Below are 13,631 nucleotides of genomic sequence, written 5' to 3' on the forward strand. Positions count from 1 at the left end.
CCGCGGACGGCCGACTCGAACACCTCGGACGCACCGACCACCAGATCAAGATCCGCGGCATGCGCATCGAACCCGGCGAAATCGAAACCCGGCTGCGCGAGACCGAGGGGGTCTCGGACGCGGTCGTGGTCGCACGGACCGACGCGCAGGGGGACCCGAGCCTGATCGGCTACGCCGTGGCCGAGCGGTCCGCGCTTCCGGCCGTCCGCGCGCGACTGCGGGCCGTGCTGCCAGCCCACCTGGTGCCCGCCGCGATCGTGGCGCTGGACGCGCTGCCGCTGACACCGAACGGCAAGGTGGACCGGCGTGCGCTGCCGGATCCGGGCGCGTCCCGCGCCGGCCTCGCGCCCGAGTTCGTCGCCCCGCGCGATGCCGTGGAGCGTGCCATGGCCGCGGTCTGGTGCGAGGTGCTGGGCCTAGAACTGGTCGGTGTCCACGACGACTTCTTCAATCTGGGCGGCCATTCGCTGCTGGCGACACGGGTGGTGTCCCGCATGGGCCGGGAGACCGGCGCCGAGGTTCCGTTGCGAGCCCTGTTCGAGACGCCGACGATCGCCGCGCTCGCGGCCCGCGTCAAGCAGGCCGGGCAGGGGGCGCGGGTGGCGGCACCGATGGGCCGGGCCGATCGCGGCGGTCCGCTGCCGCTGTCCTTCGCTCAGCAGCGTCTTTGGTTCCTCGACCAATTGGAGCCCGACGGCTCGGAGTACGTCATCCCGGTCGCCTGGCGGCTGACCGGCGCTCTGGACACCGCCGCGCTGCGGTCCGCGCTCGCCTGGGTCGTCGCCCGCCACGAGGTGCTGCGGACCGCGTTCCGCGTCGAGGACGACGAGCCGGTGCAAACGGTCCTCCCGTCCGTGCCCGTGGACCTGCCGGTGCTGCCCTACGACGCCGTGGCACTGCGGTCCATGGCCGGCGGGCCGTTCGACCTCGGTCGCGCGCCCCTGTGGCGGGCCGCGCTCTTCCGCGAGGACCCGCAGGACCACGTCCTGCTTCTCGTGCTGCACCACTGTGTGGCGGATGCCTGGTCGGTCGGGGTGCTGGTGGACGAGCTCGGCCTCGCCTACCGTGCCGCTCTCACCGGTACCGTCCCGGACCTGCCGGATCTTGCGGTGCAGTACGCCGACTACGCCGCCTGGCAGCGCGGCTGGCTGACCGGCGACGTACTGGAAACCCAACTCGCCCACTGGCGCGACACCCTGACGGACCTGGAACCGCTGGAACTGCCGACCGACCGCCCCCGGACGGCCGTCCGGTCCACAACGGGCGCCGGTGTCGATCTCACGGTGCCGCGCAAGGACGTCGACCGGCTCGAAGAACTGGCCCGCCGGCACGGAGTCACCCTGTTCATGGTGGTGCTGGCCTGCTTCCAGGCACTGCTGGCCCGCCACTCGGGGCAGGACGACATCGCGGTGGGCACCCCCATCGCCGGACGCAACCGAGCCGAGACCGAACCCCTCATCGGCTTCTTCGTCAACACCCTCGTCCTGCGCACCGACCTCTCCGGCGACCCCACCTTCACCGAACTCCTCACCCGCGTACGCGACGTCACCCTCGACGCCTACGAACACCAGGACCTGCCCTTCGAACGCCTCGTGGAAGAACTCCGCCCCGAACGCGACCTGGCCCGCACCCCCCTCTTCCAGACCATGCTCTCCCTCGACACCACCCAGCAAGCCACCTGGGACCTCCCCCACATCCACACCGAGGACCACCCCCTGTCCGTCAGCACCGCCAAGTTCGACCTGACCGCCGCGTTCACCGACACCCCCGACGGCCTCCACGGCACCCTCCGCTACAGCACCGCCCTCTTCGACACCGACCGCATGCAGCGTTTCAGTGCCCAACTGCGCACCCTGTTCGCCACCGTCACGGCCGAGGACCGGCTGTCGGACCTGCGGCTGCTGCCCGACGCGGAACTCGAACTCGTCACGCGCACCTGGAACGAGACGGCGGTGCCCACCGACGACCGCCCGGTCCACGACCTGGTCGCGGCGCGCGCGGCGATCGCACCCGACGCGGTCGCGGTCACCGACGGCAGCACGACGCTGACGTTCGGCCAGGTCGAGGAACGCGCCTCACGACTGGCCCGCGCCCTGCGCGCCTGGGGCGTCGGCCCCGACGACGTGGTGGGGCTGTGCATGCCGCGCTGCGCCGAGGCGGTGGTGGCGATGCTCGCCGTGCTCAAGGCGGGCGGCGCCTACCTCCCCCTGGATCCGGACCACCCCGCCGACCGCACCGCGTTCATGCTGGAGGAGACCGCGGCCCAGGTGGTGCTGACCCACGGCGCCCGCGGTGCCGCGGTGCCCGGTGACTACCGGGGCCGCGTGGTGGACGTCGGCGCCGGTCTCTCCCCGCTTCCCGATGCCGGCCGGCACGACCGCGGCCCGCGGGTGCACCCGGCGGGGCTCGCGTACGTCATCTACACCTCCGGTTCCACCGGCCGGCCCAAGGGCGTGCAGATCACGCACGGCGGTCTCGCCAACTACCTTCGCTGGGCCTGTGCCACGTACGGGCCCGGGGGCGCGGGCGGCGCGCTGCTGCACTCGCCGCTCGTCTTCGACATGTCCGTCACAAGCGTCTTCGTGCCGCTGCTGACCGGGCAGCCGGTGCACGTCCTCCCGCGGGACGCGGGGCCCGCCGACCTGGCGGGTGCCTGTGAGGGCACCGGGGCCGGGCTCCTCAAACTGACCCCCGCGCACATCACGCTGCTCGGCGGAACCGGCGAAGGCCGTGCCCGGACTTCGCCGACCACGCTCGTCCTCGGCGGCGAGGATCTTCCGGTCGCGCTCGCCAACCGCGCGTTCGCCGCCTTCCCCTCGGCCACCCGGCTCGTGAACGAGTACGGCCCGACCGAGACCGTCGTCGGCTGCGCGGCGCACACCCTGCACGGCCCGGCGCCCGACACCGGCGGCGGCGTCCCGATCGGGCGTCCCATAGCCAACACCCGGCTGTACGTGCTCGACCGGGACATGGGCCCCTGCCCGGTCGGAGTGCCCGGCGAGCTGTACGTCGGGGGTGCCGGGCTCGCCCGTGGCTACCTCGGCCGGCCGGGCCTGACCGCGGAGCGGTTCGTGCCGGACCCGTTCGGCGGTGGGCGCCTGTACCGCACCGGCGACGTCTGCCGGTGGACCGCGGGCGGGGAGTTGGAGTACCTGGGCCGCGCCGACGACCAGGTCAAGATCCGCGGTTTCCGGATCGAGCCGGGAGAGATCGAGGCCCGCCTCCTCGCCCTGGACCAGGTGCGCGAGGCCGTCGTCCTGGCCCGCGAGGACACCCCCGGCAACCGCCGGCTCCTCGCCTACCTCGTCACCGACGGCGAGGGGCCCGGCGTGCCGAGGCTGCGGGCCTGGCTCGGCGCCGCGATGCCCGCCTACATGATCCCCGCCGCGTTCGTGGTGCTGCCGGAGCTGCCGCTGACCGCCGGCGGCAAGGTGGACCGGTCGGCGTTGCCCGTCCCGGACTCGGCCCGGCCGGAACTGGCGACCGCGTTCGTCGCACCCCGCACACGCACCGAGCAGGACATCGCCGCGGTGTGGACGCAGATCCTCGGCGTGGACCAGGTCGGCGTGCACGACGACTTCTTCGCCCTGGGCGGTCACTCCCTGCTGGCCACCCGGGTGGTGTCCCGGCTGGCCCGGGACCGCGGCGTCCGCGTACCGCTGCGGGCCGTCTTCGAGACACCCACCGTCGCCGGACTGGCAGCCCGGATCGACGCCGCGCCCGACGCGACCGGACGGCTTCCGGTCATCGGACCGGCGGATCGGTCCGAGCCGCTGCCGCTGTCCTTCGGCCAGCAACGCCTGTGGTTCCTGGACCAGCTCGCCCCCGGAAGCGCCGAATACGTCGTCCCCATGGCATGGCGTCTGCGCGGGCCCGTGAACCCCGAAGCGCTGCGGTCGGCTCTGGCAGCGGTCGTCGCCCGCCATGAAGTGCTGCGCTCAGCGGTGTCCGTGACCGACGGGCAGGCCCGGCTGCGGATCGAGGATTCCGTACCCGTGGACCTGCCGGTCGTCGACGCCGACGACCGGCTCGACGACATCGTCGACGAACTGGTCCGCCGCCCCGTCGATCTCTCCCACCCGCCCCTGTGGCATGCCGCCCTGGTCCGCGTATCGGCGACCGACCACGTCCTCGTCCTGGTCTTCCACCACTGTGTGGCGGATGCCTGGTCGGTCGGGGTGCTGGTGGACGAGCTCGGCCTCGCCTACCGTGCCGCTCTCACCGGTACCGTCCCGGACCTGCCGGATCTTGCGGTGCAGTACGCCGACTACGCCGCCTGGCAGCGCGGCTGGCTGACCGGCGACGTACTGGAAACCCAACTCGCCCACTGGCGCGACACCCTGGCGGACCTGGAACCGCTGGAACTGCCGACCGACCGCCCCCGGACGGCCGTCCGGTCCACAACGGGCGCCGGTGTCGATCTCACGGTGCCGCGCAGGGACGTCGACCGGCTCGAAGAACTGGCCCGCCGGCACGGAGTCACCCTGTTCATGGTGGTGCTGGCCTGCTTCCAGGCACTGCTGGCCCGCCACTCGGGGCAGGACGACATCGCGGTGGGCACCCCCATCGCGGGACGCAACCGAGCCGAGACCGAACCCCTCATCGGCTTCTTCGTCAACACCCTCGTCCTGCGCACCGACCTCTCCGGTGACCCGACCTTCACCGAACTCCTCACCCGCGTACGCGACGTCACCCTCGACGCCTACGAACACCAGGACCTGCCCTTCGAACGCCTCGTGGAGGAACTCCGCCCCGAACGCGACCTCGCCCGCACCCCCCTCTTCCAGACCATGCTCTCCCTCGACACCACCCAGCAAGCCACCTGGGACCTGCCCCACATCCACACCGAGGACCACCCCCTGTCCGTCAGCACCGCCAAGTTCGACCTGACCGCCGCGTTCACCGACACCCCCGACGGCCTCCACGGCACCCTCCGCTACAGCACCGCCCTCTTCGACACCGACCGCATGCAGCGTATGGCCGGGCACCTCGTCAATCTGCTGACCTCGGTGGCCGCGTCCCCCGGCAGCCGGCTGTCGGACCTGCCGATGCTGTCCTCGGCCGAACTCGGCCTGGTCACCGGTGCCGCCGGCCGCGCTGCGGTGACCGCCGCGGCGCCGGTCACGACGCTGCACGCCCTGGTCGAACGGCACGCCCGCCGCCGACCGGAGCGTCCGGCCATCAGCGACACCGACGGCACGACGCTGACGTACGGCGAGCTCAACGCCCGCGCCAACCGCCTCGCGCACCATCTGCGCGCCCTCGGCGTCGGCCCGGACACCCTGGTGGGCGTCTGCCTGCCGCGCGACGCGCGGACCGTGGTCGCGCTGCTCGCCGTGGTCAAGGCGGGCGGCGCCTACCTCCCCCTGGATCCGGACTACCCCGCCGACCGCACCGCGTTCATGGTCCGCGACGCGGGTGCCCGGATCGTGCTCACCGGCGGGGACGCCGCCGGCGGCCTGCCCGGCCTGCTCGTGGACCTCGACCGCGAGCCGGTCGGCGACCTGCCGGACCACGACCCCGCGCCGGTGGCCGGCCCGGACCACCTCGCGTACGTCATCTACACATCCGGCTCGACCGGCCGGCCGAAAGGCGTCCTGACCAGCCACCGCAACGCCGTCCGGCTCTTCGACGTCACGCAGGAGACGTTCGCCTTCGGCGAGGACGACGTGTGGCTGTCCACGCACAGCTACGCCTTCGACTTCTCGGTCTGGGAGATCTGGGGCGCCCTGACCCGCGGCGGACACGTCGTGGTCGCCTCCCAGAGCGTCGCCCGCGACCCCGAACGGCTCGCGGCGGTCGCCGCGAAGTACGACGTGACGATGCTCAGCCAGACGCCGACCGCCTTCCACCACCTGATGGGTCCGCTGCTCGACGCGGGCGCCGGCGCCCTGCGGTATGTGGTCTTCGGCGGCGAGGCGCTGGACCTGGCCGCTCTGCGCCCGTGGTACGCCGACCCGCGTTCCGCCGGGAGCACGCTCGTCAACATGTACGGCATCACCGAGACCACCGTGCACGTCACGGTGCTCGCCCTGGACGCCGGCACGCGGGGTGACGCGGCCGTCAGTCCCATCGGGGTGCCGCTGGCGGATCTGCGCGCGTACGTCCTGGGTCCCGCGATGGACGTGTGTCCGGTCGGAGTGCCCGGCGAGCTGTACGTCGGGGGTGCCGGGCTCGCCCGTGGCTACCTCGGCCGGCCGGGCCTGACCGCGGAGCGGTTCGTGCCGGACCCGTTCGGCGGTGGGCGCCTGTACCGCACCGGCGACGTCTGCCGGTGGACCGCGGGCGGGGAGCTGGAGTACCTGGGCCGCGCCGACGACCAGGTCAAGATCCGTGGTTTCCGGATCGAGCCGGGAGAGATCGAGGCCCGGCTCCTCGCCCTGGACCAGGTGCGCGAGGCCGTCGTCCTGGCCCGTGAGGACACCCCCGGCAACCGCCGGCTCGTCGCCTACCTCGTCACCGACGGCGAGGGGCCCGGCGTGCGGAGGCTGCGGGCCTGGCTGGAGGACACCCTGCCCCCGTACATGGTCCCGGCCGCTTTCGTGGTGCTGCCGGAGCTGCCGCTGACGGCCAGCGGCAAGGTCGATCGCCGGTCGCTGCCCGACCCCGGGGCGGCGCGGCCCGAGCTGGGCAGCAGGTACGCGGAACCGAACACCCCGGTCGAACGGGCCATCGCCGCTGCCTGGTGCGAGGTCCTGGGCATCGACCGTGCGGGTCTGCACGACAACTTCTTCGACCTCGGTGGTGACTCGATCCTCAGCATCCAGATCGTCGCCCGTGCCGCGCGGCACGGCATCCGGCTGACCCCCCGTATGGTCTTCGACCATCAGACCATCGCCGAACTCGCGGCCGCCGCGGGGACCGCGCCGGTGCCGCTCGCGGAACAGGGCACGGTGACCGGACGGGCGCCGCTCACCCCGATCCAGCACTGGTTCTTCGCCCGGGACCTGCCGGAGCGCCACCACTACAACCAGTCCGTCCTGGTGAAGGTGCCGTCAGGTCTCGACGAGGCGGCGGTCGGCACGCTGGTACGGGCACTGGTCGCCCACCACGACGCGTTGCGCATGCGTTTCCCGCGGCACGACGGCGCCGTGGTCCAAGAGAACGCGGCGCAGGAGACGGCGCCGCTGCTGTGGGTCGCCGACCTGTCCGGCGACCCCGGCAGGCTGACCGCCGAGGCCGACCGGGCCCAGGCGAGCCTGGACCCGGTGGCGGGCCCGGTGTTCCGGGCGCTGCTGGCCGACCTCGGGGAGCACGGCCGCCGGCTGCTGCTGGTGGCCCACCACCTCGTCGTCGACGGCGTGTCGTGGCGGATTCTGCTGGAGGACCTGGAGACCGGGTACCGGCAGTTGACCGCCGGCCGGCCGGTGCGGCTGCCGGACAAGACGACGCCCTTCCTCCAGTGGGCGCGGCTTCTGGACGCCTACGCCGACTCGCCCGCGGCCACCGCGGAACTGGCGTACTGGCGCAGCGCGGGTACCGGGTCGCCACGCGTACCGTCGGACACGCCCGGTGGCGCGAACAGCGTCGCCTCGGAGGCCGTCGAGAGCCGCGAACTGACGCGTGAGCGCACCCGTGCGCTGCTCACCGAGGTGCCCGCCGCCCACCGCGTGCAGATCAACGACGTGCTGCTGAGCGCGCTCGCGCTGACTCTCGCCGACCGCGTCGACGGCGACCGCATGGCGGTCGACGTCGAGGGCCACGGCCGTGAGGACGTGGTGCCCGGCGCCGACATCTCCCGCACGGTCGGTTGGTTCACCGCCCTCCACCCGGTCTTCCTCGGCGTGCGCCGGGGCCGGGGCCTCGATGCGGTGCTGAAGGAGACCAAGCAGACACTGCGCGAGGTCCCGCACGGCGGTGTGGGGCACGGCGTGCTGAAGAACTGCGGTGGCCGGCCAGGCGCCGACCTCGTCGACTCCGCCGGTCAGGTGCTGTTCAACTACCTCGGCCGATTCGACAACGTGCTGTCCGCCGACCGCGCGTTCGCCGCCGCGCCGGAGTCCAAGGGGCGCCACCAGGCCGCCTCCGGCACCCGTTCGCACGTGCTCGAACTCAACTCCGAGGCCAGCGACGGCGTCTTCCGTGTCCGCCTGGGCTACTCGCGCGACCTGCACGGCCGGGACTTCGCCCGCCGCTTCGCCGACGACTACCTCGCCCACCTCGAAGCCCTGATCGACCACTGCCTGACGTCCGGCACCACCGCAGCCGTCCCGGCGGACTTCCCGCTGGCCGGCCTTGACCAGGAAACCCTCGACGCGATCCTCACCGAGTACGGAAAGGGTGAATGATGGCCAGGCCGGCACTGGAGAACATCCTCCCGTTGTCCCCGATGCAGGAGGGCATGCTCTTCCACTCCCTGATGGACCCGGACGGCGGGGTGGACTTCGAGCAGCTGCTGTACCGCCTCGACGGGGACCTGGACGTGGCCGCGTTCACCGCGGCCTGGCAGGCGGTGAGCGACCGCCACACCGCCCTGCGGGTCCGCCTGGTGTGGCGCGGTGTCGAACGCCCCCTGCAACTCGTCGAACGCGGCGTCACCGTACCGGTGACCGTCCTGGACTGGTCCGCCGACCCCGAAGCCGGGCGGCAGAAGCGGCTGGAGCGGCTGCTGGAGGAGGACCGCGCCGCCGGTTTCGTCCTCTCCCGGGCGCCGCTGCTGCGTATCACCCTGATCCGGACCGGCGCGCGCACCCACCGCATGGTGCTCAGCTTCCACCACGTGCTGCTCGACGGCTGGAGCGTGCGGCTCGTGCTGCGCGAGGTCATGGTGTGCTACCGCGCCGCACTGCGCGGCGAGCCGCACGGCCTGGAGCCGGCGCCCGACTACGCCGCGTTCATCCGCTGGCTCGGCGCCCAGGACTCGGAGGAGGCCCGACGGTACTGGAAGGCCGAACTCGGCGGCTTCACCACACCGACGCGCATCGTGGGCGAGCGGCCCACCGGCGAGACCGGGTTCGCCACCGAGGGCATCGCGTTCGACGCGGAGGAGACCCGGCGGCTGCGGGAGACCGCCCGCCGCGAGCGGGTCACCGTCAACACTCTGCTGCTCGGCGCCTGGGGACTGCTGCTGTCGCGCTACAGCGGCAACGCCGATGTGGTGTTCGGCGCGACGACGAGCACCCGCCCGGCCGAGCTGCCCGGTGTCGAGTCCATGGTCGGCCTCATGATCAACACCCTGCCGACGACCGTCCGGGTCCGTCCCGCCGAACGCGTCGGGGACTGGCTGCGCGGGGTGCAGGACAGCCAGCAGCGGGCTCGGCAGTTCGACTACACCCCGCTCGTCGAGGCACAGGCGAGCAGCGGTGTCCCGCAGGGCAGCGTGCTTTTCGACACCCTCCTGGTTTTCGAGAACTACCCGGCCGCCCGCCCGCAGGACACGTCGGCCGACGGTCTGGAGCTCACGCCCGAGGGGGCGGTGGAGCGCAACGGTTACCCGCTGAGTGTGGTTGCCGCCGCGCGGGACGTGCTGCGGGTCGAGATCACCTACGACCGGGCGCTGTTCGACGCCGGGCGGATCGCGCGTATGGCGGGTCATCTGCGCACCGCGGTCAACGGTCTGGCCGCCGCCCCGGACGCCGCCGTCGCCGAGGTGCCGATCCTGCCGCCCGAGGAGTGGCACACGGTCGTCCACGGCTGGAACGACACGGCCGCGCCCTTCCCCGACGACGCCACCGTGCAGGAACTCTTCGAGCGGTGGGCGGCGAAGCAGCCGGAGGCCCCTGCCCTGCACGACGTCGACGGCACGACCTGGACGTACGGCGAACTCAACGCCCGGGCCAACCGCCTCGCCCACCACCTGCGCGCTCTCGGCGCGGGCCCCGAACGCTGCGTCGGCCTGTGCGCGTCGGCGTCCGTCGAGGCGGTCACGGGCATCCTGGGCATCCTCAAATCAGGTTCCGCCTACGTGCCGCTCGATCCGTCGTACCCGGAGCAGCGGTTGGCGTTCATGCTTCAGGACACTGCAGCCGATCTCGTCGTCGCCGAGGCCGGAGCGGTGCCCGCGCTGCCCGGGGACCATCGCGATCGCGCCATCGTCCTCGACCCGCAGGTCACGGTGGCGGCCGGGGTGCCGGAGACCGACCCGGTGCCCCGCACCGGCGCGGACCATCTCGCGTACGTCATGTACACCTCTGGATCGACGGGCCGGCCCAAGGGGACCCTCATCCCTCATCGGGGACTGGTCAACTACCTGTGGTGGTGCATCGAGGGCTACGGTCTCGGCGGCGCGTCCGGCGCGCCGATGCTGGGTTCCATCGCCGCCGACCTCGGCATGCCCAACTACCTGCTGCCGCTGATCGGCGGCAAGGACGTCACGCTGCTGCCGACCGAGCGCAGCCTGGACTCGCTGCGCGAGCGCCTGCTGCGCCCTGCCGACTTCAGCCTGTTGAAGATCACTCCGGGTCACCTGGACGTGCTGCGGGCCTCCATGAACGACGAGCGTGTGGAGTCGGTGCGCACGTTCGTGGTGGGCGCCGACGAGGTCAAGCCGGAGACGCTGGCGGCCTGGCGCCGTGTCGCGCCGGGGGCCCGCCTCATCAACGAGTACGGCCCGACGGAGACGGTCGTCGGATGCTCGGTCTACGTGGCCGGCGACGATTTCGACCCCTCGGTACCCGTGCCGATCGGGCGGCCGATCGCGAACATCCGGATGTACGTGCTGGACGACGACATGGCGCCGCTGCCGGCCGGCGTCGTCGGCGAACTGTTCATCGGTGGCGTCGGCGTGGCGCGCGGCTACCTCGGACGGCCCGGCCTGACCGCGGAACGGTTCGTGCCGGATCCGTTCGTCCCCGGTCGCCTCTACCGCACCGGCGACCTGGCCCGGTTCCGCGCCGACGGCGAACTGGAGTTCCTGGGACGCGCCGACAACCAGGTCAAGATCCGCGGCTACCGCGTCGAACTCGGCGAGATCGAGGCGCGGTTGCTGTCCTGTGAGGGCGTCACGGAGGCGGTGGTGGCGGCCCGGGAGGACACCCCCGGCGACCGCCGCCTGGTGGCGTACCTGGTCACCGACGGCCGGTCCGTCCCGATCACGCGGGTCCGCGAGTGGCTGCGGGAGACGCTGCCGGAGCACATGGTGCCCGCCGCCTTCGTGACGATGCCGGAGCTTCCGCTGTCGGGGATCGGCAAGGTGGACCGGTCGGCGCTGCCCGCCCCGGACTCGGCCCGGCCGGAGTTGGGCACGGCGTTCGTCGCGCCGCACACGAAGACGGAACGGGACATCGCCGCTGTCTGGGGCGAGGTTCTCGGGGTGGACAGCGTCGGCGTGCGGGACGACTTCTTCGCGCTGGGCGGTCACTCGCTGCTGGCCACCCGGGTGGTGTCCAGGCTCGCCAGGGACTGCGGTGTGGAGGTGCCGCTGCGGGCGGTCTTCGAGGCGCCCACGGTGGCCGGGCTGGCGGCGTACGTGGACGGCGCGGCGGGCGGCGTGGGTCCGGACACCGCGATCGGGGCGGCGGACCGCGGCGGGCGGCTGCCGTTGTCGTTCGGTCAGCAGCGGCTGTGGTTCATGGACCAACTCGATCCGGGCAGCGTGGAGTACGTCGTGCCGATGGCGTGGCGACTTCGCGGACCGGTGGACGTGGCGGCGCTGCGTTCCGCGCTCGCCGCGGTCGTCGCCCGCCACGAGGTGCTGCGCTCGGCAGTGACCGCCGCCGAGGGCCGGGCCTGGCTGCGGATCGACGACTCGGTGCCGGTCGAGCTGCCCGTCGTCGAGGCCGGCGGCCGTCTTGACGAGGTCGTCGCCGAGTTGGCGCGTCGTCCCTTCGACCTGTCCCGGGCGCCGCTGTGGCACGCGGCGCTGGTTCGCGAGTCGGCGACCGACCAGGTTCTGCTGCTGGCGTTCCACCACAGTGTGGCCGACGCCTGGTCGGCCGGTGTCCTGGTGCGTGAGATCAGCGCGGGCTACCGGGCCGCTCTGGCCGGGACCGCCCTGGAGCTGCCCGCCTTGCCGGTGCAGTACGCGGACTACGCGGCGTGGCAGCGCGGTTGGCTGACCGGTGACGTGCTGGAGTCCCAACTTGGGTATTGGCGAGAGATGTTGGGAGGTCTGGAGCCGCTGGAGCTGCCGACCGACCGACCGCGGGCCGCTGTTCGGGCCACGCAAGGCGGAAGCGTGGACTTCGCGGTGCCAGCGGAGGTGACCGCCGGTCTGCGCCGGCTGGGTCAAGAACGCCACGTCACGTTGTTCATGGTGGTGCTGGCGTGTTTCCAGGTGCTGCTGGCCCGCCACTCGGGGCAGGACGACATCGCGGTGGGCACCCCCATCGCGGGACGCAACCGAGCCGAGACCGAACCCCTCATCGGCTTCTTCGTCAACACCCTCGTCCTGCGCACCGACCTCTCCGGTGACCCGACCTTCACCGAACTCCTCACCCGCGTACGCGACGTCACCCTCGACGCCTACGAACACCAGGACCTGCCCTTCGAACGCCTCGTGGAGGAACTCCGCCCCGAACGCGATCTGGCCCGCACCCCCCTCTTCCAGACCATGCTCTCCCTCGACACCACCCAGCAAGCCACCTGGGACCTCCCCCACATCGACGCCGAGGACCACTCGCTGACGTCCGGCGAGGTGAAGGTGGACCTCACCGCGGCGCTCGCTGACACCGCCGATGGTCTGATCGGCACCTTGCGCTACAGCACGGCGCTCTTCGACGCCGACCGCATGGACCGCATGGCCCAGCATCTGAAGTGCCTCTTCGCGGCCGTCGCCGCCGACCCCGGGGTCCAGCTCTCGCAGATCCCCGTGCTGCCTGACGCCGAGTACCGCCAGGTCGTCCTCGCCCCGAACGCCACCGACCGCCCCCGGCCCACGCGCGCACTGCACGAACTGGTCACCGACGCGGCCGCGCGGCAGCCGGAGGCCGTGGCACTCGTCACGCCGGGCGGCCCCGACGTCAGCTACGGCGTGCTGGACGCCCGGGCCAACCGCCTCGCGCACCGGCTGCGCGCCCTCGGCGTCGGCCCGGAGTCCGTGGTGGGGATCTGCCTGCCGCGTTCCGCTGATGCCGTCACCGCCCAGTTGGCCGTGCTGAAGGCCGGCGGCGCCTTCCTCCCGCTGGACCCCGGCCTTCCCGCCGAACGCCTCGAACTCATGGCCGACGCCACGACGGCCGGTGTCGTCGTCACGTCCCGCGACGCCGCGTCGGCCGTGCCCGCGCGGCACCGTGAGGCCGCCGTGTACCTGGAGAACGTCGACTGGTCCGCGCTCCCCGACAGCGCCCCGGCCGGGAGAGCCGACGGAGACCACGCCGCCTACGTGATGTACACCTCCGGCTCCACCGGCCGGCCCAAGGGTGTCGTCACCACACATGCCAACGCCGTCTCCCACCTGGAATTCCTGCGCGAGGAGTACGGCATCGGGCCGGCCGACACCCTCGCCGCCATCGCGGCTCCCGGCTTCGACGCCTCGGTCCGGGAGGTCTTCGGCGCCCTCGGCTCCGGCGCCCGCCTGCTCGTCACCCCGCCCGGCGCCGCGCAGGAGCCGCGGCAGGTCGCGGACCTGCTCGCCGAGTACCGGGTCACCGTGCTGCCCAGCGTGGTGCCGTCGCTGCTGTACGAACTCGCCGACGTCCCGGTGCGGCCGGGCTCGCTGGACGGACTGCGGCTGGTGCTGTGCAGCGGTGAAC

General features: G+C 72.7%; 2 protein-coding genes. Both read left to right on the top strand.

The window, feature by feature from the left end; translation table 11 throughout:
• The coding region (locus ACZ5GT_RS40135; protein WP_469036732.1) for an amino acid adenylation domain-containing protein at positions 1–8,288 on the top strand (8,288 nt) is incomplete at its 5' end.
• On the top strand, positions 8,288–13,631 hold a 5,344-nt coding region (locus ACZ5GT_RS40140; RefSeq protein WP_469036734.1), incomplete at its 3' end, for an amino acid adenylation domain-containing protein. The genes ACZ5GT_RS40135 and ACZ5GT_RS40140, both read left to right, overlap by 1 nt.

This window comes from Streptomyces sp. NPDC031340 (genome assembly GCF_055569945.1).